Annotated in this window: 22 protein-coding genes and 1 pseudogene; 8 read left to right on the top strand and 15 right to left on the bottom strand. The window is 72.7% G+C overall.

Features of this window, described 5'->3' with window-relative positions; genetic code table 11:
• From VFW79_RS05775 to VFW79_RS05750, 6 genes are read right to left on the bottom strand one after another with little or no spacing between them, the layout of a single operon-like run.
• On the bottom strand, positions 1-1260 hold the full coding sequence (locus tag VFW79_RS05775; RefSeq protein WP_329676364.1) for an acetylornithine transaminase: 1260 nt from the start codon (positions 1258-1260) through the stop codon (positions 1-3).
• Positions 1257-2249 carry an acetylglutamate kinase gene (gene argB / locus VFW79_RS05770; protein WP_329676363.1) on the bottom strand — a complete coding sequence of 331 codons (993 nt, stop codon included), beginning with the start codon at positions 2247-2249 and terminating at the stop codon, positions 1257-1259. Before argB ends, VFW79_RS05775 begins: the two co-directional genes overlap by 4 nt.
• Complete coding sequence (gene argJ, locus VFW79_RS05765) at positions 2246-3409, bottom strand: bifunctional glutamate N-acetyltransferase/amino-acid acetyltransferase ArgJ (RefSeq protein WP_329676362.1); 1164 nt, start codon at positions 3407-3409, stop codon at positions 2246-2248. The genes argB and argJ overlap by 4 nt, the downstream gene beginning before the upstream one ends.
• A complete protein-coding gene (argC, locus tag VFW79_RS05760; RefSeq protein WP_329676361.1) occupies positions 3406-4461 on the bottom strand; it encodes an N-acetyl-gamma-glutamyl-phosphate reductase in 1056 nt (351 codons plus the stop codon). The genes argJ and argC overlap by 4 nt, the downstream gene beginning before the upstream one ends.
• 39 nt (positions 4462-4500) lie before the next feature.
• Complete coding sequence (locus tag VFW79_RS05755; protein WP_329676360.1) at positions 4501-4950, bottom strand: SufE family protein; 450 nt, start codon at positions 4948-4950, stop codon at positions 4501-4503.
• 54 nt (positions 4951-5004) lie between these two features.
• The gene (locus VFW79_RS05750) at positions 5005-5907 is read right to left on the bottom strand and encodes a sulfurtransferase (protein WP_329676359.1); all 903 of its coding nucleotides are present in this window, start codon (positions 5905-5907) and stop codon (positions 5005-5007) included.
• 195 nt (positions 5908-6102) lie between these two features.
• Here VFW79_RS05750 and VFW79_RS05745 point away from each other — a divergent pair, with 195 nt between their 5' ends.
• Both VFW79_RS05745 and VFW79_RS05740 read left to right on the top strand, forming a co-directional pair.
• A complete protein-coding gene (locus VFW79_RS05745) occupies positions 6103-7089 on the top strand; it encodes a quinone oxidoreductase (protein WP_329676358.1) in 987 nt (328 codons plus the stop codon).
• Positions 7086-7883 (top strand): DsbA family oxidoreductase, encoded by a 798-nt coding sequence (locus VFW79_RS05740; RefSeq protein WP_329676357.1) that lies wholly within the window; start codon positions 7086-7088, stop codon positions 7881-7883. Before VFW79_RS05745 ends, VFW79_RS05740 begins: the two co-directional genes overlap by 4 nt.
• A gap of 92 nt (positions 7884-7975) precedes the next feature.
• Here the strand turns inward: VFW79_RS05740 and pheT are convergent, their stop codons facing one another.
• The 7 genes from pheT to infC form a co-directional block, all read right to left on the bottom strand.
• Positions 7976-10549: a phenylalanine--tRNA ligase subunit beta gene (gene pheT, locus VFW79_RS05735; protein WP_329676356.1), complete on the bottom strand. Its 2574-nt coding sequence runs from the start codon at positions 10547-10549 to the stop codon at positions 7976-7978.
• Entirely contained in the window at positions 10549-11604 is a 1056-nt protein-coding gene (gene pheS, locus VFW79_RS05730; RefSeq protein WP_329676355.1) for a phenylalanine--tRNA ligase subunit alpha, read from the bottom strand. The genes pheT and pheS overlap by 1 nt, the downstream gene beginning before the upstream one ends.
• A gap of 109 nt (positions 11605-11713) precedes the next feature.
• Entirely contained in the window at positions 11714-12331 is a 618-nt protein-coding gene (gene thpR / locus VFW79_RS05725; protein ID WP_329676354.1) for an RNA 2',3'-cyclic phosphodiesterase, read from the bottom strand.
• Positions 12332-12355: 24 nt separating this feature from the next.
• Positions 12356-13192 carry an RNA methyltransferase gene (locus VFW79_RS05720; RefSeq protein WP_329676353.1) on the bottom strand — a complete coding sequence of 279 codons (837 nt, stop codon included), beginning with the start codon at positions 13190-13192 and terminating at the stop codon, positions 12356-12358.
• A 54-nt stretch (positions 13193-13246) separates the two neighbouring features.
• Positions 13247-13630: a 50S ribosomal protein L20 gene (rplT, locus tag VFW79_RS05715; protein ID WP_109132775.1), complete on the bottom strand. Its 384-nt coding sequence runs from the start codon at positions 13628-13630 to the stop codon at positions 13247-13249.
• A 61-nt stretch (positions 13631-13691) separates the two neighbouring features.
• Positions 13692-13886: a 50S ribosomal protein L35 gene (rpmI, locus tag VFW79_RS05710; RefSeq protein WP_109132776.1), complete on the bottom strand. Its 195-nt coding sequence runs from the start codon at positions 13884-13886 to the stop codon at positions 13692-13694.
• A 92-nt stretch (positions 13887-13978) separates the two neighbouring features.
• The gene (gene infC / locus VFW79_RS16495; protein WP_414647886.1) at positions 13979-15109 is read right to left on the bottom strand and encodes a translation initiation factor IF-3; all 1131 of its coding nucleotides are present in this window, start codon (positions 15107-15109) and stop codon (positions 13979-13981) included.
• A 376-nt stretch (positions 15110-15485) separates the two neighbouring features.
• On the opposite strand from infC, the gene VFW79_RS05700 reads away from it, so the two are divergent.
• The 3 genes and pseudogenes from VFW79_RS05700 (at position 15486) to VFW79_RS05690 (ending at position 16813) form a co-directional block, all read left to right on the top strand.
• A complete protein-coding gene (locus VFW79_RS05700; protein WP_329676352.1) occupies positions 15486-15896 on the top strand; it encodes a Fur family transcriptional regulator in 411 nt (136 codons plus the stop codon).
• Between the two features lie 57 nt (positions 15897-15953).
• Positions 15954-16298 (top strand): annotated as a pseudogene (locus tag VFW79_RS05695) (catalase); the annotation flags it as partial.
• A gap of 140 nt (positions 16299-16438) precedes the next feature.
• Positions 16439-16813, top strand: a complete 375-nt coding sequence (locus VFW79_RS05690; protein WP_329676351.1) for a DUF1844 domain-containing protein — start codon at positions 16439-16441, stop codon at positions 16811-16813.
• Here the strand turns inward: VFW79_RS05690 and VFW79_RS05685 are convergent.
• Positions 16806-18047, bottom strand: coding sequence for an MFS transporter (locus VFW79_RS05685; protein WP_329676350.1), 1242 nt, complete (start codon positions 18045-18047; stop codon positions 16806-16808). The genes VFW79_RS05690 and VFW79_RS05685 overlap by 8 nt on opposite strands.
• A gap of 92 nt (positions 18048-18139) precedes the next feature.
• On the opposite strand from VFW79_RS05685, the gene VFW79_RS05680 reads away from it, so the two are divergent.
• From VFW79_RS05680 to VFW79_RS05670, 3 genes are all read left to right on the top strand, one after another.
• Positions 18140-19174, top strand: a complete 1035-nt coding sequence (locus VFW79_RS05680) for a hypothetical protein (protein ID WP_329676349.1) — start codon at positions 18140-18142, stop codon at positions 19172-19174.
• On the top strand, positions 19171-19917 hold the full coding sequence (locus VFW79_RS05675) for a serine protease (protein ID WP_329676348.1): 747 nt from the start codon (positions 19171-19173) through the stop codon (positions 19915-19917). The genes VFW79_RS05680 and VFW79_RS05675 overlap by 4 nt, the downstream gene beginning before the upstream one ends.
• Positions 19918-20013: 96 nt before the next feature.
• Positions 20014-20451 (top strand): spore germination protein GerW family protein, encoded by a 438-nt coding sequence (locus tag VFW79_RS05670; protein WP_329676347.1) that lies wholly within the window; start codon positions 20014-20016, stop codon positions 20449-20451.
• 9 nt (positions 20452-20460) lie between these two features.
• On the opposite strand, the gene VFW79_RS05665 is transcribed toward VFW79_RS05670, so the two are convergent.
• Complete coding sequence (locus VFW79_RS05665; protein WP_414647889.1) at positions 20461-21204, bottom strand: SseB family protein; 744 nt, start codon at positions 21202-21204, stop codon at positions 20461-20463.
• Between the last annotated feature and the right edge of the window lies 1 nt (position 21205).

Below are 21205 nucleotides of genomic sequence, written 5' to 3'. Positions count from 1 at the left end.
TCAGCTCTCCGGTTCGAGGTCGTGCGGCAGGTCCGCGAGGAATGCCGTGAACGTGGCCGCCTGGTCGACGGTGAGGATGAAGGGCGGCGCAAGGCGCAGGACGCTCGGCGTGCAGGGGTTGACGATGAAGCCGGCATCGAGCGCGAGCGTCGCGACCCGGGCCGCGACCGGACGGGCCAGCTCGATCGCGATCAGCAGACCCTCACCGCGGGCCTCGACCACGAGCGGGTGCCCGAGCGCGACGACCGCTGCACGCAGCCCCGCCCCGACGTCGCGCACGTGAGCGAGCAGGCCGTCGCGTTCGATGACGCCGATCGTCGCGAGGGCTGCGGCCGACGCGACCGGGTTGCCGCCGAACGTCGTGCCGTGCTGGCCGCGACCCAGGAGGCCCGCCGCATGCTCGCCGTACGCGATGAGTGCGCCGATCGGGATGCCGCCGCCCAGGCCCTTGGCGAGCGTGACCACGTCGGGCACGATGCCGCCGCCCAGGTACGGGTGGTGGTGTGCGAACCACGCGCCCGTACGACCCATCCCCGTCTGCACCTCGTCGACAGCCAGCAGCGCACCGGCCCGGGTCGTCAGCTCACGCGCGAGCGCGAGGTAACCGGGCGGCAACGGACGCACGCCGGCCTCGCCCTGGATCGTCTCGACGACGACGGCCGCGACGTCCTCCCCGCCGTCGGCGAACACGGCCTCGAGCGCTGCGGAGTCGCCGAACGGCACGAACTCGACGCCCCCGGGGAGGGGCGCGAAGGGCTCGCGGTAGGCCGCCTTCGAGGTCATGGCGAGCGCGCCCATCGTTCGGCCATGGAACGACCCCTCGAGCGCGATGATGCGAGAACGTCCGGTGCGACGGGCCATCTTGAACAGCGCCTCGTTGGCCTCGGTGCCCGAGTTGGCGAAGAAGACCCGGGAGCCATCGGGCGCGCCGGCCAGGTGGAGCAGCCGCTCAGCGAGCGCGATCTGCACCGGCGAGGCGAAGAAGTTCGAGACGTGGCCGAGCGTTCCGAGCTGCGCGGACACCGCGGCGGTCAGCGTCGGATGGGCGTGCCCGAGCGAGTTGACAGCGATCCCGCCGAGCAGGTCCAGGTAGCGCGTGCCGTCGGCGTCCCACACGTAGGGACCCTCCCCGCGCACGAGCACGCGCTGCGGTGGTCCGAACGTGTTCATGAGCGCCGCGGAATACCGCTGCGTCCAGTGCGCACCCGAGTCCGGCGCGACGAGGGACGACGTCGTCAGGGTCAGCTCGTCGTCGCTCATGCGTGCCCCCCGACGGGAGTGTGCGCGTCCACGACGGGCAGCTGCCCGGTGAACGGGGACGGGACCGGCTCGTCGTCGGGCAGCACCATGGTGCCGATGCCGTCCGAGGTGAAGACCTCGACGAGGATCGAGTGCGGGAGACGACCGTCGATGACGTGCGCGCGTCCCACGCCACCGTCGACAGCACGCCGACAGGCCTCCATCTTCGGCCGCATCCCTGAGTCGAGGCTCGGCAGGAGCTCGGCGAGCTCGCTCGAACGGATCCGGCGGACCAGCGACGCCGTGTCCGGCCAGTCGCGGTAGAGGCCTTCGACGTCGGTCAGGACGATGAGCTTGCGGGCACCGAGCGCGATCGCGAGCGCGGCAGCTGCGCTGTCCGCGTTGACGTTGAGCACCTGGGTCGGGTCGTCGATGTCGGGGGCGACCGTCGAGACGACGGGGATGCGGCCGGCGTCGAGCAGGTCGAGGACGGCCGACGGGTTGACCTCGACGACGTCGCCCACGAGACCGATGTCGACCTGTTCGCCCTGGATCACTGCCTTGCGCTTGCGTGCGCGGAGCAGCCCGCCGTCCTCGCCGGACAGGCCGACCGCGTGCGGACCGTGCGCATTGATCAGCCCGACGAGCTCGCGCGAGACCTGCCCTGTCAGCACCATGCGGACGACATCCATCGTCTCGGGCGTCGTGACCCGCAGGCCACCGCGGAACTCGCTCGCGATGCCGAGGCGGTCGAGCATCGAGCTGATCTGCGGGCCGCCACCGTGCACGACGACGGGACGCAGCCCGACCTGCCGCAGGAAGACCATGTCCTGCGCGAACGCGCGCTTGAGGTCCTCGTCGATCATCGCGTTCCCGCCGTACTTCACGACGACGAGCGCGCCGGAGAAGCGCTGCAGCCAGGGCAGGGCCTCGATGAGGACCTCGGCCTTCTGGTCGGCGCGCAGGTCGGTGCGGGTGTTGAACACGAAGTCCTGGCTCTCGTCGGTCATGTGGAGTACGCGCTGTTCTCGTGGACGTAGTCGTGCGTGAGGTCGTTGGTCCACACCGTGGCCGTCGCGCCGCCCGCGTGCAGGTCGATGAGCACGTGGACCTCCCGGGCGGCGGCAAGGTCGACCAGGGCACGGTCGTCGCCGACACCGCCGGCCCGGCACACCTGGATGCCGTTGATCGTGACATCGAGCGCGCCGGCGTCGAACGCCGCGACCTCCACCGGGACCGTGCCGACGGCGGCGAGCACACGACCCCAGTTGGGGTCGTTGCCGAAGACCGCGGCCTTGAACAGGTTCGAGCGGGTGACGGCGCGCGCCACGGCGACCGCGGCGGCCTCCGTCTCGGCGTTCGTCACGGTCACGGCGATGTCGTGGCTCGCACCCTCGGCGTCCGCGACGAGCTGGCGGGCCAGCTGCGCGGCGGCCTGCGTGACGGCCTCGGTCAGCTCGGCCTCGGTCGCCGTCACGCCCGACGCACCCGAAGCCAGGAGCAGCACGGTGTCGTTGGTGGACATGCAGCCGTCGGAGTCCACCCGATCGAACGTCGTGCGGGTCGCAGCACGCAGTGCGGCATCCGCCTGCTCGGCCGTCACGAACGCATCCGTGGTCAGCACGACGAGCATCGTGGCCAGCCCCGGTGCGAGCATCCCGGCCCCCTTGGCCATGCCGCCCACCGACCAGCCGGCGCCTTCGACGAGCACGGTCTTGGCCACCGTGTCTGTCGTCATGATCGCGACGGCAGCCTCGGGGCCGCCTGTGGCGCTCAAGCCTGCTGCCGCGGCGTCGACGCCCGCGAGCAAGGTGCCCATCGGCAGTCGCTCGCCGATCAGGCCGGTCGAGCACACGAGCACGTCGCCCGCCGAGACCCCGAGCACCGTCGCAACATGCTCTGCGGTCCGGTGCGTGTCCGCGAACCCGTCGGGCCCCGTGCACGCGTTCGCCCCGCCCGAGTTGAGCACCACCGCCGAGGCGAGGCCGTCCGAGACGGCCTGGCGCGACCACACGACGGGGGCGGCGACGACACGGTTGGACGTGAACACGCCCGCGGCGACCTGCAGCGGGCCGTCGTTGATGACGAGGGCGAGGTCCGGCCGACCGGACGACTTGAGGCCGGCGGTCACCCCCGCAGCGCGGAACCCGGCCGGGCTGGTGACGCTCATGGTGCAACTCCGTTCACCGGAAGACCGGTCGTCTCGGGCAGGCCGAGTGCGAGGTTGAGGGACTGGAGGGCTCCGCCCGCGGTGCCCTTGACCAGGTTGTCGATCGCGGTGACCGTCACGACGCGCCCGGCGCGCTGGTCGACGGCGACCTGCACGAGCGCGGTGTTCGCACCGAGCGTCGCGGCGGTCGTCGGCCACTGCCCCTCGGGGAGCAGGCGGACGAACGGCTCGTCGGCGTAGGCCGTCTCCCAGGCCTCCCGCACCTCGCCGGGGCCGACGCCCTCGGCGAGCCGCGCGGTCGCTGTCGCGAGGATCCCCCGGGACATCGGGACGAGCGTCGGCGTGAACGAGATGCGCACGCGAGCCGCACCCGCGACCGAGAGGTTCTGCTCGATCTCCGGGATGTGGCGGTGGCTCCCGCCCACCGCGTACGGCTGGGCCGAGCCCAGCGCCTCGCTCGCGAGCAGGTGTGTCGCGAGCGATCTGCCCGCCCCCGAGTAGCCGTTGGCGAGGACCGCGACGAGGTCGGTCGCGTCGATGACACCCGCGGCCACGCCGGGGGCGAGGCCGAGCGTCACGGCTGTCACGTTGCAGCCGGGAACGGCGATCCGACGGGCTCCCGCGAGCACCGCGCGCTGCGCGGCGGCCGTCCGCTCGCCGGCGTGGAGCAGCTCGGGCAGTCCGTACGGCCAGGTGCCCGCGTGCGGGCTGCGGTAGAACTGCTCCCACGCGGCCGGGTCGACGAGCCGGTGGTCGGCCCCGAGGTCGAGGACGATGGACGACTCTCCCAGCTCGGCCGCGACCGCACCCGACGCCCCGTGCGGAAGGGCGAGCACGACGACGTCGTGGCCGGCCAGCTCGGCCACGGACGTGGGGGCGAGCACGCGACCTGCGAGTGCACGCAGGTGCGGCTGGTGCTCACCCAGAAGGCTTCCGGCGTTCGCGTGCGCCGTGACGGCACCGATCTCGGCGTCGGGATGCGCGAGCAGCAGCCGGAGCATCTCGCCACCCGCATACCCGCTCGCGCCGGCGACAGCCACGGTGAAGGTCATGCGTATGAATATACACTCTGATGCACGTTCATGTAATCGCTATATCGCCAGCTGCTCGCTGACCTGGCGCTTCGTACGCGTCAGCATGCCGCTCATCCCCCGCAGCCGCAGCAGGCTGACCGCCTCGGTCAGCCCGAGCGTGAACGGGTAGTCGTCGGGCAGCGCCAGGACCTGCTGGGCAGTCAGGCCGGCCATGCCCTCCGCCAGGATGGCGGCGAACCCGCGGGTTGTCGGCGCCTCGGGCGGGGCCGACGCATAGAAGTGCACGATCCCGGCACCGTCGACCTCGGTGAACGCGCGCACGGGCGCCTGGCACTCCTCGACGCGCTCGAGCAGCTCTGGCGCGCTCGCGAACCGCTCGGGCAGCTCGGGCAGCTCGCGCGAGAAGTCCAGCAGGAGCAGCAGCCGGTCCTCCTGGGAGAGCTCGAGGAACTCGTCGCGGATCCGCGCGAAGGTCTCGGGGACGTCGTCTGCGCGGTCATCGGCCATGCGGGGATCCTCCCATCCCCCGTGGCGAGGTGCGCCACCGGTGGTCGTGCGTCGTCAGCCGGGCAGCTGGCCGGGCTCGTCGCCCTTGACGATCGGGGCGCGCACGGAGTTGCCCCACTCGGTCCAGGAGCCGTCGTAGTTGCGGACCCGCTCGATGCCGAGCAGGTGCTTGAGGGCGAACCACGTGTGGCTCGAGCGCTCGCCGATACGGCAGTACGTGATGACCGAGTCGTCGGCCGTGAGGCCGAGGCCGCCCGACTGGTAGATCGCCTCGAGCTCGGCCCTCGACCGGTACGTGCCGTCCTCGGCGACCGCGGTCGCCCACGGCACATTGCGTGCGGTCGGGATGTGGCCCGTGCGCAGCGCACCCTCGTTCGGGTAGTCGGGCATGTGCGCGAGCTCGCCGTTGTACTCCCGCGGCGAACGGATGTCGACGATCGGGTTGCCCAGGTGCGCCAGCACGTCGTCCTTGAACGCGCGCAACGTCGAGTCGTCACGCTCGACGACGGGGTACTCGACAGCGGTCGGCCGTGCCGCGTCCGTGGTCGTCGCGCGCCCCTCGGCGATCCACAGGCTGCGACCGCCGTCGAGCAGGCGGACGTCCTCATGACCGAACAGCGACAGCACCCACAGCGTGTACGCCGCCCACCAGTTGCCCTTGTCGCCGTACACGACCACCGTCGTGTCCCGCGCGATGCCCTTGGACCCGAGCAGCCGGGCGAAGCGCGCGCCGTCGATGTAGTCGCGGACGTCCGGGTCGTTGAGGTCCGTGTGCCAGTCGATCTTGACGGCGCCGGGGATGTGACCCGTCTCGTACAGCAGCACGTCCTCGTCGGACTCGACCACGACGAGCCCCGGGGTCCCCAGGTGGTCCGCGAGCCACTGCGTCGTGACGAGCCGCTCCGGGTGCGCGTACTGCGCGTTCTTGTCGGACGTCGTGTCTGCTGCAACGTTCATCGTGCGGCTCCTCCGCCTGGTGGTCCGGCGCGGTGCCGGTCCCTGCCGAGCAGCACCATCGTGCGACCCGCGCGGCCACCCGCGACTCCCCGAACACATCGTGAGACGACGCAGCCCGACCGACGTGCGCGGCACCCACGTAGGCGGCTCGAAGGCGACGGGATGAATGCGGCCCACGGTGGTGTTGGTCCAGGCGTGCGCGCCATCCAAGCAACCGCCCCCGGCGGACCCGACGTCCTCGAGCTCGTGGAGCTCCCCGATCCCACCCCGGGACCGGGTGAGGTGACCGTCGCGGTCGCTGCGGCGGGCGTCAACTTCATCGACACATACAAGCGGGAAGGCATCTACGCGATGCCATTCCCGCACGTCGTGGGCGGTGAGGGGGCGGGGTCCGTCCTCGCGGTGGGACCGGGCGTCACCGAGCTCGCCGTGGGCGACCGCGTCGCGTGGGCGTCCGGCGCCTCGGGCTCGTACGCGACCGTCGTGACCGTCCGCGCCGACACGGCGGTGCCGGTACCGGACGAGGTCGACCTGAACACCGCTGCGGCCTTGCTGCTGCAGGGCATGACCGCCCACTACCTCGTCACGTCGACCTTCCCGGTGAGTGCAGGGCAGAACCTGCTTGTGCATGCCGGCGCCGGCGGGGTCGGGCTGCTGCTCACGCAGCTCGCGGTCGCGCGCGGGGCGTGCGTCATCTCGACCGTCTCGACCGAGGCCAAGGCTGAGCTCTCGCGCGCCGCGGGTGCGACGCACGTCATCCGCTACGACGAGTTCGAGGACCTCACGCGCGACCTGCCGATCGCCGTCCGGGCGCTCACGGACGGCGCCGGGGTCCACACCGTGTTCGACGGCGTCGGACGAGCGACGTTCGACGCGTCGCTCGCCTCGCTGCGACCTCGCGGCGGGCTCGCCCTGTTCGGCGCCGCCTCCGGGCCCGTCCCACCGTTCGACCCTCAGCGGCTCAACTCAGCCGGGTCGGTCTACCTGACCAGGCCCACCATCGGCCACTACATCGCGACGCGCGCCGAGCTGCTGCTCCGCTCGGGCGAGCTGTTCGCCGCGGTCGCAGCAGGCTCGCTCGACGTCCGCATCGGTGCGACGTTCCCCTTGGCCGACGCGGCCGAGGCTCATCGCGCCCTCGAGGGGCGCGCGACGACCGGGAAGGTCCTGCTGCTCCCGTGACCCCGTCCTCAGCAACCACGCTCCCGACCGCTGCCGATCTCACGGGCCACTCCGACGCTCCGACGGTGCTCGTCGAGATCTGGTCCGACATCGCCTGCCCGTGGTGCTACATCGGCAAGCGACGGTTCGCCGCAGCGCTGCACGCGTTCGCTCACCGCGACCAGGTCGAGGTCGTCTGGCGCTCCTACGAGCTGTCCCCCGAGACGCCCACCGGCCCGGGCCTCCCCGAGATCGCCGCGCTGTCGGCACGCATGCACGCACCCGAGGAGCGGATCCGGGAGATGTTCGCGCACGTCACCGCGGTCGCCGCGGGTGACGGGCTCGTGTACGACTTCGACCGAGCCGTCGCCGCCAACACGTTCGACGCGCACCGCCTGGTGCACGTCGCGCGCGAGCACGGTGGGGCGGCCCTCGCCGAGCGCACGCTCGAGGCCCTCTTCGCCGCGCAGTTCACGCAGGGCGGTGACCTCGGAACGCCGTCGGTCCTGGCCGAGATCGCCGCCGAGGCAGGGTTCGCGGCCGCGGGGCTCGACGACGACGCGGTCCTGGCAGTCCTCGCCGGCGACGACGCCGCCGACGCGGTGCGCCACGACGAGGCCGAGGCGCGCGCACTCGGCGTGACCGGCGTGCCGTTCTTCGTCGCAGGTCGGCGGATCGCCGTCTCGGGTGCGCAGCCCGTCGAGGTCTTCGGCCGACTCCTCGAGGCGGCCTGGCAGGAGGCGAACCCGCTCACGACCCTCGCCGGCGCGGACGAGGCCGCGGGTGCGTGCGTCGACGACTCGTGCGGGATCTGACCGCGCAGCACGCGTGGTCGGGCCGCCGCTCCGTCGCCCCGACGTCCCCTCGCGCCGTCACCTGATCGGCGCGAGGGCGACCTCGAGCGGTGCTACGCGCGCAGCTCGGCGCCGAACCGTCGGTGCGCCTCGGCGACCACGGCGTCTCGCACGCCCGCGGCCTCCTCAGCGGTGAGCGTCCGGTCGGCCGCACGCAGGCGCAACGAGAACGCGAGCGACTTCCGGCCGTCGCCGACCTGTGCGCCTCTGTAGACGTCGAACAGCCGCAGCTCCTCGAGCACCTCGCCCGCAGGGCTCGCGTCCGCCCCGAACCGCACCGCGGCCTCCAGGTCGGCGGCCGGGACACCCGCGTCGACGACCAGCGCGATGTCCTCCTTCGCGACCGGGAACGTCGAGACCTCGCGCGCCTGGAGCGGACCGGTCGACGCGGCATCGAGGAGCACGTCCAGGTCGACCTCGAACGCGACCGCACGCGCCGGCAGGTCGAGCGCGGCGACCACCTTGGGGTGCAGCTCGCCGGCGTGCCCGACGAGCGCGCCGCCGACCGTCTCGAGGCGCGCGCACCGTCCGGGGTGCCACGGCGCGTGGCCGGCGTCGGACAGGGCGACGAGCTCGACGCCCACGGTGCGGGCGACGAGCAGCGCGCTCGCGATCGCGTCCGTGTGATCGACGCGACGCCCGGCACCCCACCATCCGGAACGCTCGCGAGCACCTGCGAGGACACCGGCGACGCGACGCGGCTGCGGGGGCACGGCTGCGTGCAGCGCGTCGAGCTCCGCCTGGGTCGGACGGACGCCACCGGGCAGCCGCGGCGCGACGCGCGCACCGGCCTCCGGACGGGTGACGAGACCCAGCTCGAAGATCGCGACGTCAGACATGCCGCGGCTGACGTTGCGGCGAGCCGTGTCGAGCAGGGTGACGAGCAGGTTGGTGCGCAGCTCCGGCTGCGCGTCCGACAACGGGTTGGCGAGCCGCAGCGCGCGACGCCGCTCGTCGTCGGGCGGAAGGGCAAGGGCGTCGTGCTGATCGCCGCCCACGAACGGGTAGCTCAAGACCTCGGTGAGCCCCGCGTCGGCGAGGGCCCGCGCGACCGAGCGGCGCGTCCGCTGCGCATCGGTCAGCCCGCGGCCCGCGGGGGCGGTCGGCAGGACCGACGGGATCGCGTCGTAGCCGCGCAGCCGCGCGATCTCCTCGACGAGGTCGACCGGGGCTGCGAGGTCGGGTCGCCAGGTCGGCGGCAGCACGTCCACGGCGCCATCGGGCGCCTCGGTGAGGACCGCGCCGATCTCGACAAGGGTCTCGCGGACCTCGGCAGGGGTGTAGTCGACGCCGACGAGCCGGCCGGGCATCGCGAGCGGCAGGCGGATCGACACGGGTGCGTGGGTGCTGTCGACGTCCGTGATCGTGTCGTCGATCGTGCCGCCTCCGTGCTCGACGAGGAGCGCCGCCGCCCGCGCGACCGCGACGCGCGGCAGCTGGGGGTCGACGCCGCGCTCGAACCGTCGTGCGGCCTCGCTCGGCAGCTTGTGCCGGCGCGCAGTCCGGGCGATCGAGATCGGGTCGAAGTGGGCCGCCTCGAGGAGCAGGTCGGTCGTCGCGGACGTGACCTCGCTGGTGGCACCACCCATGACGCCCGCGAGGCCGAGGACGCGTCCTGACCTCTCGCCGTCGGGGCTGTCGGTGATGAGCAGGTCCTCGGTGTCGAGCGCGCGCACGACACCGTCCAGCGTTGTGAGCTTCTCCCCCGGCTGGGCCCGACGCACGACGATCGGCTCGGCAACCTGCGCGAGGTCGTAGGCGTGCAGGGGCTGACCGAGGTCGAGCATGACGTAGTTGGTGACGTCGACCGCGAGCGAGATGGGACGCATGCCGGCCTGGCTCAGTCGGCGCTGCATCCACGCCGGCGACGGGCCAGATGCAGCCACCCCCCGCACGACCTGTGCGACGAAGCGGTCCACGCCGGCGACGCCATGGATCGGGGCGTCGTCGGCGAGCTCGACGGCGAAACCGCCGCCGGCAGGAGCCAGCTCGGCAGCCGTCGCCAGGCCGTGATCGGTGAACGTCGCGCCCGTCGAGTGCGCGTACTCGCGGGCCACGCCCCGCATGGAGAAGCAGTACCCGCGGTCGGGCGTGACGTTGATCTCGAGCACCTCCTCGCCCAGCCCGAGCAGCGCACGCGCGTCGGTGCCCGGCTCGGCGTCGACGTCGAGAGGAGAGAGCACGAGGATGCCGGTGTGGTCGTCGCCGAGACCCAGCTCGCGCGCCGAGCAGATCATGCCGTCGGACACGTGCCCGTAGGTCTTGCGCGACGCGATCGGGAACGGACCGGGCAGCACGGCTCCGGGCAGCGCGACGACGACGCGGTCGCCGACGACGAAGTTGTGGGCGCCGCAGACGATTCCGCGCGGACGCAACGACCCGTCCTCGGCGACCTCGTTGAGCGCACCGACGTCGACACGGCACCAGTTGACCGTCTTGCCGTTCTTCTGCGGCTCGGCCGTCAGCTCGACGACCTCCCCGACGACCAGCGGACCGGAGACGGCGGCCGGGTGGATCGCCTCCTCCTCGAGGCCGACCCGGACGAGATCGGCCGCGAGCTGCGCGGCTGTGGTGCCCGCGGGCACGTCAACGTGCTCGGCGAGCCACGTCAGAGGGATGCGCGGCATCAGATCTCCGTCCCGAACTGCTGGGAGAAGCGGACGTCGCCCTCCACCATGTCGTGCATGTCCGCGATCCCATGCCTCAGCATCAGGGTCCGCTCGATGCCCATCCCGAACGCGAAGCCGGCGTAGACATCGGGGTCGATCCCCGCGGCGCGCAGCACGAGCGGGTTGACCATGCCGCAGCCCCCCCACTCGATCCAGCCGGCCCCGCCCTTCTTCTGCGGGAACCACAGGTCCATCTCGGCGCTGGGCTCGGTGAACGGGAAGAACGACGGTCGCAGCCGGGTGCGCGCCTCGTCGCCGAACATCGCCCGCGCAAAGTGGTCGAGCGTGCCCTTGAGGTGCGCCATCGTCAGGCCCTTGTCGACCGCGAGCCCCTCGACCTGGTGGAACACCGGAGTATGAGTCGCATCGAGCTCGTCCGTGCGGAACACCTTGCCCGGGCAGACGACGTAGATCGGCACGTCGCGCTCGAGCATCGTCCGGGCCTGCACGGGAGACGTGTGCGTCCGTAGGACGAGCCCGGAGGCCGCGCCGTCCGGTCCCTCGACGAAGAAGGTGTCCTGCATCTGCCGCGCCGGATGGTCGACGCCGAAGTTCAGCGCGTCGAAGTTGAACCACTCGGCCTCGACCTCGGGACCGTCGGCGATCTCCCAGCCCATGGCCACGAAGATGTCGCCGATGCGCTCCTGCACGGTCTCGATCGGGTGCCGCGCCCCGCGGGGTGCCCGGTCGACCGGGAGGGTGACGTCGACCGCCTCGTCGACGAGCACGCGCGCGTCCCGCTCGAGCTCGAGCTCGGCCTGCCGGTCGGCCAGGGCCGCGTTGAGCCGCCCGCGGGCCGACCCGAGGAGTTTGCCCGCGACCGCCTTGTCGGCCGGCGCGAGCTGACCGATCTCGCGGTTCGCGAGCGCGAGCGGGCTGCGCTCGCCGACGTGCTCGAGTCGCGCGGTCTTCAGCTCGTCAAGGTCGGCGGCCGCCGCGAGCGCCGCAAAGGCCTGCGCGAGCGCCGTCTCGATGCCGTCGGCGTCGAGCGGGGACAGAGGTGACGTGGGCATGCGGACCTTCCAGGCGGCGGGTTGGCCGGCCGACCCGACGAGGCACCGGCCAGCACGGGAGTCTACTGGCGCGCGCCGTGCGGGTTCTCGCGCCGACCGTGCCGGGCCCTCACGCTGCGGCGAGGCGGTAGGTGCGGACGGGCGTGTACAGCGGTCCGCCGCCGCGCCCCGCCCCCGGCTGCGAGGCCAGCAGCTGCACGTCCTGGACCAGCCAGCTCGGCCCGTCGTACACGGCGAGCGCCCGCACGAGCACGTCGGCCGGGTCCTCACCCTGCGACTGCGCGCTCCACCTGGATCGCGACCGACGAAGCGACGGATCGACCCGTCCGACCGTGAGGTGCGGGCGTGAGCGGACCCGGTCGTCCGACCGTGCCACCACGTCGGCCCCCGCGGCGCGGACCGCGTCCGACAACCTCCGCATCCCGTCGACGTCTCCGCCCACACCGACCCAGAGCGTGCGGTGGGCGAACACCCCGGCACCCCGCAGGTGCAGCTCGAAGGGCTCGACCCCCGCCACGGCGGCATCCACCGCGTCGCCCAGCTCGCCGACGAAGGCCTCGACGACGTCACCGAAGAACGCCGCGGTCAGGTGCCGGTTCTCGGCCTCGGTCCACCGCACCGGCGACGAACGATTACCCGTGTCGACACCGGTCGCGACCGTTCGCAGCGCACGGTCGAGATGGTGCAGCACGGGCTCGGGTGGCCGGACGGCGACGAAGAGGCGCATCCGATCAGCATCCCAGCACGGCCCTCACCGCTGCGCGCGGGCGCTCGCGTACAGGCACACCGTCGCTGCTGTCGCGAGGTTGAGGGACTCGGCCCGGCCGCGGATCGGGACACGGACGACGGCGTCGGCCAGTGCCCTGTCCTGCTCCGGCAGACCCCAGGCCTCGTTGCCGAACACCCACGCGGTGGCGTGCGACAGGTCCGGCACACCCGGCGGCCGGTGGGGCATGCCCGGCCCGGCGACGTCGAGCAGGTCGTCGAGGTCCTGGTCACCGGCCCCGTCCGCCGCAAGGATCGCGAGCCCGGCGGAGCGCAGGGCGGACACTGCGTCCTCGAGCGACAGCCCGGTCACGACCGGGAGGTGGAACAGCGAACCGGCCGTCGAGCGGACGACCTTGGGATTGTGGACGTCGACGCTCGCCTCGGTCAGCAGGACCGCGTCCGCCCCTGCGGCGTCGGCGGCCCGGATGACAGCGCCGGCGTTGCCGGGGTCACGCACGCGCGCGAGCACCGCCACGAGCCGCGGCCCCGTGGCGAGCACGGCCGCCAGTGTCGTCGCCGCGGCATCGAGGACCGCCAGGACTCCCTGCGCATCGCCCGACATCGCCTCGAGGACGTCCTGGGCGGCGGTGTGCACGCGTACGCGAGCCGCGATCGCGTCGGCCACGATCTCGGTGTACCGCTCCGCCGCCGCCACGGTCACGTACACGTCCCTGACGTGCTCGGGGGCGTAGCGGAGAGCCTCGCGGACCCCTTGGGGGCCCTCGACCAGGTATCGGCCGCTGCGTGCGCGCGCCGAACGCCCGGCCAACGCCCTGACTGACGCCACCCGTTCAGCGCGGGGGTTCGTCAGCTCGGGCATGGACCGGGCGTCCTTGAGGTGCTGTGCTGCAGTGTGCGTGGTGCGGCTGACGAGTCAGGCCGCGGACGGCGCGTTGACGTCGGCCGGCATCGCGTCCTTGGCGAGCTGGACGATCGCGTTGAACGCCGGGGCGTCATTGACAGCCATGTCCGCAAGGACACGACGGTCGACCTCGACACCCGCGAGCTTGAGGCCCTGGATGAGGCGGTTGTACGTCATGCCCTGCTCACGCGCTGCCGCGTTGATGCGCTGGATCCACAGCCGACGGAAGTCGCCCTTGCGCTTCTTGCGGTCGCGGTAGGCGTAGACGAGGGAGTGAGTGACCTGCTCCTTCGCCTTGCGGTACAGCCTCGAGCGCTGGCCGCGGTAACCCGCAGCGCGGTCGAGGGTCGAACGACGCTTCTTGTGGGCATTGACTGCCCGCTTCACGCGTGCCACGTGATGCTCCTTGCCTGTTGGGGCTCACAAGTGAGGCCGGGCGCGGGTGCGCCCACGCCGGTCACTTGCCGAGCAGCTTCTTGATCCGGGGGGTGTCAGCGGCGGAGACGACGAGGTCACCGGCGAGGCGCCGCGTGCGGCGGCTGGACTTGTGCTCAAGGAGGTGACGGCTGCCGGCCTGCTCGCGCATGATCTTGCCGCTGCCGGTCACCCGGAAGCGCTTCTTGGCACCGGAGTGCGTCTTGTTCTTCGGCATGGTCGCCGTTGTCTCCTTCTCGTCGCGTCGCGCAGGTTCACGCGGCTCGTTCGTGCGGGGGGCCGAACGCGGTCCCTCGTTCGTCGTGCGGGTCAGGCTTGAGCGTCCTCGGAGGGGACCGAGGCGGCAGTGCGGCCGGACGACGAAGGCTTCGCCGTCGGCTTGGCAGGGGCCGGTGCCGGACGTGGCACCGGCTTCGCGGCCGGACGTGCTGCCGCGGGCTTGGCGTCCACGGCCGGGGTTGCCGTCGTGGTGCTCGCGGGCGTGCTGCCCGCGGGCGTGGCTGCCACCACAGGGGCGGGAGCGGTCGGCGCGGCAGCGGTACGCGGGGCTGCAGGTGCCCGTGTCGCCGTGGTCGGCCTCGCGGCCGGCGCGGGTCGACCGGTCGCGGCAGGCCGCACAGCAGCGGGGCGAGCAGCGGCGGGCCGGGCAACCGGCGGACGCGGCGCGGCGACGGGCCTCGGGGCCACGCTCGCGACCGGAGCCACCTCGACCGGCGATGACTCGGCATCGGCGACGGCGACCTCGACCTCAGCGGCAGGCGCAGCCACGACGGCCGGCTCTGGCGGTGCGACGGGGGCCTCGGTCGACGCCTCGGCGGCCAAGGCGGACAGGTCGGGATCGAAGTCGATCGGCGCCTGCACCTGGGCGGCGCGGCGCTGCTCGCTCTTCTGCTCGGCCTTCTTCTTGACCGGGCCCAGCACCATGATCATGTTGCGGCCGTCCTGCTTCGGCGAGCTCTCGATGAAGCCGAGCTCGGCGACGTCCCCGGCGAGCCGCTGGAGCAGGCGGATGCCCATCTCCGGGCGCGACTGCTCGCGGCCGCGGAACATGATCATGACCTTGACCTTGTCGCCGGCCTTGAGGAACCGCTCGACGTGGCCCTTCTTGGTGCCGTAGTCGTGCGGGTCGATCTTGAGCCGGAAGCGGATCTCCTTGAGGACCGTGTTCGTCTGGTTGCGCCGGGCCTCGCGCGCCTTCATGTCGGCTTCGTACTTGAACTTGCCGTAGTCCATGATCTTGCAGACGGGCGGGCGCGCCTCCGGGGCGACCTCGACGAGGTCGAGGTCGGCGTCCTGGGCCAGGCGCAGTGCGTCCTCCACGCGGACGATGCCGACCTGCTCGCCGTTGGGGCCGACCAGGCGGACCTCGGCAACGCGGATCCGATCGTTGATGCGGGGCTCGGTGATGTGGGTGCTCCTTGAACTCGTCGCAGGGACCACCCAGAACGAGGAAGGCCCCCGCCCTGGAACACAGGTGGGGGCCTCACGAGTCCGAGGTGTCGCGCGAGCAAACGCACGCCACCGGTGCGCACGCGGCAAGCACGTGTCACACCTCGGACCGGAACCCGGCCTCTGTTGTCGTACGGATCGCTTGCGCGGCCCGACGAGCGGTCGAAGCTCGGGTGGGATCAGCTCCACTTGTGCACCGGTGACACGCACGAACACGCAAGGACGACGACACATGAGCATGCACGGACGCCCGACACCGGTCGGTCAATGAGCAAGGCTAGCACGGAGAGGGCAGCCGCCCGCTCGCCCTCCATCGCGCCAAGCCCGAATACTTGAGCGATTCCAGATTACGTGGTTGAGTCGACCCGTGACCGACGCCGAGACGCTGCGCAAGCTCGGTCTGCGCGTGACGCAGCCGAGGCTCGCCGTTCTGGACGCCGTCAGGCACCACCCGCACGCCGATGCCGACACTTTGCTGCAGGCCGTGCGCGCGACCCTCCCCCGGGTCTCTGTCCAGGCCGTGTACGACGTGCTGCGCGCCCTCGCCGACGTCGGCCTGCTCCGGCGGATCGAGCCTGCCGGGCACCCCGCCCGCTACGAGCGGCGCGTCGCCGACAACCACCACCACGTCGCGTGCCGGGGCTGCGGCGCGATCGAGGACGTCGACTGCGCCGTCGGGCACGCGCCGTGCCTGGTGCCGAGCTCGACCTCCGGTTTCACGATCGAGTCCGCCGAGGTCACGTTCTGGGGCCTGTGCCCCCGCTGCCGCGCCAGCTGAACCGCACACGAGCCACCCGTCAGACGCTCTCCCGCGGCCCCTCAGCCGTGTGCCACCCTGCACGACGCGGTCGAGCGCGGCGAGCTCCCGTCCTGGACCCTGTCGGTCCAGGTCATGGCCTACGAGGACGCTGCGACCTACCGTTTCAACCCGTTCGACCTCACCAAGGTGTGGCCGCACGCGGACTACCCGCTGATCAAGGTCGGCACCCTCGAGCTCAACCGCAACCCCACGAGCTACTTCGCCCAGATCGAGGAGGCGGCGTTCGCGCCGAGCAGCTTCGTGCCAGGCATCGCGGCCAGCCCCGACAAGATGCTCCTCGCGCGGATCTACTCGTACGCCGACGCGCACCGCTACCGCGTCGGCACGAGCTTCCAGCAGCTGCGGGCTCAGCCCCGATCGAGACCGGCGAGCCGGCGACCTCGAGCATCCCGGTCGCCTGACGACCGACCGAACACCCGCGCCGCTCGGACGACGCACACGCGAGGGCTCTGTACCGGCCGGTGCAGGGCCCTCGCGGTTCCGGTGAGAGTATCGACGCCATGTCCGAGCAGCCGCAGAACACGTCCAGCAGCACCGTCCCGGGCGCGACTCGGGACATCGCCGACGTCGCCGCAGTCGAGGTGATCACGACGGCCGCGGTCCACCTCATGAGCGCGGCGGCCGTGAAGTGCGGGCTGAGCGAGGACGTCGACGGCGTGCCCGGTTCCGCCTACCTCGACCTCGACGAGGCCCGCAAGCTCATCACGGCCCTCGCCGCGCTCGTGACCGCGTCCGCCCCCGACCTCGGCAGCCAGCACGCGCGCTCGTTGCGCGACGGTCTCCGGTCGCTGCAGCTCGCCTTCCGGGAGGCCTCGCCCTACCCCGACGCGCTCGGAGACGGCCCGGGCGAGAAGCTCACCGGACCGGTCAGCTGACCGCGGCGGTCTCCGGCACATCGGCCACGACGGACCTGGCGCGGGACACCCGCAGGGCGACGAGACCGCTCGCCGCCAGAAGACCGCCGACGACGCCAGCGGTGAGGAAGCCCGCACCAGGACCGCGGGCGTCGATCATCCAGCCGCACAACGGCGCGCCGAGCGACCCGCCGATGGTCATCGCGGTGCCCTGCCACCCCATGGCCTCCCCCCGACGCTCCTCGGGGACGAGCCGCGCGAGCGCGGCCGTGATCGACGCCAGCGCGGGCGCGCACGGCAGTCCCGCGACGAACACCGCGACAGCAAGGAGCAGCGTCGAGTGGACGAAGGCCGCCGGAACCGTCAGCACGGCCAGCATCAGGGCGAGGGCGAGCGGGTGCACAGCCCGGCGCCCGGCGCCGTAGACGATCCCGCCGAGCACCGAGCCCCCCGCCCAGAGCGCCATCATCCAACCGAGCGAGGACGCCTGCCCCCAGCCCTTGAGCGACGCGACGATCGAGACATCGGTGCCGTTCAGCACGAGCGACGCGGCCACCGAGGTCGCGAGCACGGCGACCAGCGCGGGCGTCAGCACTCGCGCGCTCGCCAGCTCCGCGCGTGCAGCCGCAGGGGCGGCGCGCGTCGAACCTGCGTCCCCCGCACCGAGGAGCTGATGGCTGCGCGTCGGCGGGTCGAACCACATGAGCAGCGCGCCCGAGCCGACCGTCGCGATCCCGACCGTCACCAGGGCGGCGGTCGTCGAGGCCTGCGTGGCGACGAGCACCCCGAGGGCGGGCGCGAGCATGAACGTCAGCTCGGTACCCACCGAGTCGAGCGCGTACGCGGTGCGCTGCCCGCTGAGCGGCACGAGCACGCCGAGCGACTGGCGCACGACCGAGAACACCGGCACGAGGAACACTCCCGCGACGAAGGCGGCCCCGAGGAGCGCCTCGTAGCCGAGGAACGGAGCGACCACCCAGACGGCGGCCTCGACGACCACGGACGGAAGCAGCGCCCGGCGCACTCCCAGAACATCGACGCGGCGGCCACGCCACGGCGCGCCGATCGCCATGCCGACCGTCATCGAGGCGGCGACGAGGCCCGCCTGGGCGTACCCCTTGCCGAGCGGACCGACGACGTGGAGCGTGACGACGACGCCGGTCGCGGCGTGCGGGATGCGCGCGACGAGGGCGACCAGGACGAGCCGGAGCACGCCGGGACGGCGCAGCAGCTCGGCGTAGGGGGCGAGGGACACGACGGTGATCCTCTCGCGGACGCGCCCGGCGATGCGCCACCTTTTCGGCCCGTCGGAGCGGCCCGTGCCCGAAACTGCCTATTCTGTCCGGCGTGAGGGACGACCAGGCTGCCGAGCCGCGCGTCGCCGTGCCCGATGACGTGGCCGACGACGCGCGGTTCGACCTGCTCGCGGCGCCGCTCGCTGGGCCGACGACTGGCCCGGACGCCGAGCCGTACGAGCCCGAGCCCGAGCAGACCGACGTTCAGGAGCCGGAAGCCGAGCAACCCAGCGTCCAGCAGGCGGACGCCGAGCAGCCCGCGGTTGAGCAGCCGCCAGGCGTGCAGCCCGAGGTCGAGCAGCCCGACGTCGAGCATCCCGACGCGATCGGCAAGGTCGACGAGGACCCGCTCCTCGGGCAGGCAGCCGAGGCAGGGCCGACGAGCGATGCCGCCGCAGCCCCCGAGCCCGTTGCGCAGGCGGCCGAGCCGGACGAGGCCCTCGACCCGGGGAAGACCACGGACCTCGGCGCGGTCGGCGCCACGCTCCCGATGTGGCTGCCCGCCACGGCGCCGGTCCACGCCGTCCCGGTCGCCGGGCCTGTCATCCCCTACGAGCCGCCCGCCCCCTCGGTGCCACGCCACCGTCGCCAGCCGTGGGCCCTGCTCGTGCTGTCGATCCTGCTGGCGCTGACCCTGGGTCTCGCCACGTACCTGCTGCTGACGACTCGCGCGTACGAGCGCCGCAGCGCCGAGTGGGAGGCGGCGGCCCGCACGACGGGGTCGGACCTCACGCAGGCGCGCGCCGACCTCGAGGCGACGACCAGCGACCTTGCGGCGACGCGCGACCAGCTGGCGACCGCACAGGCGCGGATCGTCGAGCTCGCCGACGAGAAGGCGCAGCTCGGGGACGACCGGGCGGTCCAGCGCCAGCTGGTCGACTACCAGCAGCGGATCTCCGCGGCCGCGGGGAACGTCGCCACGGCGCTGAACAGCTGCATCGACGGCCAGTACAAGCTGATCGGGTACCTCGAGAACCCGAGTGCGTACGACCAGGCCGACCTGGCGCGGTTCCGCACGGACGTCCAGACCGTCTGCGGGGCAGCCACGGATGCGAACGCGGCCCTGCAGCGCGAGCTCAAGAAGTGACCCTGCTGCGCTCGAGCACGCGCGGCCTCGTCGCGGCGGCGACCCTGGCGCTCGTCGTCGGGTGCGGCTCCCTGCCGACCATGCCGGGCCCGATGCCGACCGACTACGTCCCGTCCTCGGTCGCGGTGCCGAGCCCGGTCACGACAGAGGCCGGGAACCTGTCCCCGGACGGCTTCGACGCCGCGCGACGGATGACCGTGCGGATCCGCAACGTCGGGTGCTCGTCGCTGTCGACCGGGTCGGGCTTCGCGCTCGACTCCACGACCCTGATCACGAATCGGCATGTCGTGGCCGACTCGGCGGACCTGCAGATCAGCACCTATGACGGGCGGGACGTCGCCGTGACCGCGGCCACGACTGCGGCGCTCGCCGACCTGGCGATCGTGCGCACCGCCGAGCCGTTGCCTGCGGCGCCGGTCCTCGCGGACACCGACCCCGTCGCCGGGGACGCGGTGACGGTCGTCGGATATCCGCTGGGCGGACAGCTCACGGTCACCAGCGGTCACGTCATCGGCGAGACGACGGACCCGCTCAACGAGAGCTTCGGGGAGGTGCTCGTCACCGACGCCGCAGTCGAGCCGGGCAGCTCCGGCTCGGCCGCGCTCGACTCCGCAGGCCGGGTCGTCGGTGTCGTCTACGCGAAGAACACCACTGGTCAGAGCTTCATCCTGCCGGTCAGCACGCTGCGCACCCTGCTCGCCGACGAGACGGGCTTCGCGCCGTCGCCCTCCTGCACCAAGTAGGTCCTGGGGACGCACAAACCCGCGCCGGGTCACTGCCCGGCGCTGACCCTGCTCTGCCAGAGTGGACGCATGCACCCGCTTGAGTCAGGAGCTGCCATGAGAGACGTCCCGTTCGACCCTGCGACCGTCGTCCGAATCGCGAGCGACGTCCTGTCGGTCAAGCGCGTGTTCGGAGAGCCGATCGAGCGCGACGGCGTCACGATCATCCCCGTCGCGAAGGTCATGGGGGGCTCGGGCGGCGGCGGGCAGGGCGTGGGCCCGCTCGCTCCGCATGACGCGACCGACGCCGCCGGCACGAGCGAGACCTCGAGTGACGACGCCGAGGTGGGCGCCGTCCGGCAGACGCCCGCGACAGGCTCGGGCGGCGGCAGCGGGCTCGGCGTCCACGTCCGGCCGGTCGGGGTCTACGTCGTCGACTCGCAGGGGGTGCACTGGCGTCCTGCACTCGACCTGAACCGCGTGATCCTCGGCGGTCAGGTGCTCGGCGCACTCGTGGTCCTCGCCGTCGCGCACGTGCTCCGCAAGCGTCGCTGACCGAGCGGGTCAGGGGCCCGCGAGCACCCGCAGCTCGAGCGAGTCGACGGACGCGGTGACGGCCTCGTCCGCCGCGAGGGCCGCGTTGACGTGGCCCAGGACATCATCGAGCCGCGCGCGGTCCAGCCCGGGCACGAGCGTCAGCACCGCGGCGACCTCGGCGCGTCGACCCGGGACCGTGTCCACAGCGAGCACCCCTGCCACGGCGCCGATCGCCCGGCCGATCGCCGACCGGATGCGCGGATCGACCGCGTCGACGCCCGCGGTCCTGATGACCGCGGGCTGCCACTCCTGCTGCTGCGCCAGGGCCCAGACCGCGGGCCGCGGGACGAGCACCGTCGTGGGACCGCCCGGGTCGAGAACGATGAGCTCCCACTGCTCGGTGACCGCAGACAGGGCAGCGCGGGCGACATCCGAGGGCACAGGCCGGGCGTCGGACCGCCAGGCGGCCATGCTCGCGACCGACGAGAACACGGGCAGCGCCGTGCGGCCGTCGGGGGCGCGGAGCGCGACGATCCCCGCCGACGCCTCCTTGTCGATGGTGTGCCGATGCTCACCCACCTCGACCACGTCGGCCGTCTCCAGCTCGGCCAGGACGGGCACGAGGACGCGCGTGCCCGCGAGCGCCGTCACCACCTGGGCCAGCGAGCCATCACCTCGGCCAAACGCGTCGAGCGCAGCGGCGAGCCGCGGGTCGCACGAGCCGTCGTCCCCCGCGAACGGCGACGACGCCGGAAGCTCCCGACCCGCCACG

The sequence above is a fragment of the Cellulomonas sp. genome (genome assembly GCF_036279715.1).
In the GTDB taxonomy this organism is placed as follows: Bacteria; Actinomycetota; Actinomycetes; order Actinomycetales; family Cellulomonadaceae; genus Cellulomonas_A.
This window is presented reverse-complemented; position numbering and strand designations above follow the sequence as displayed.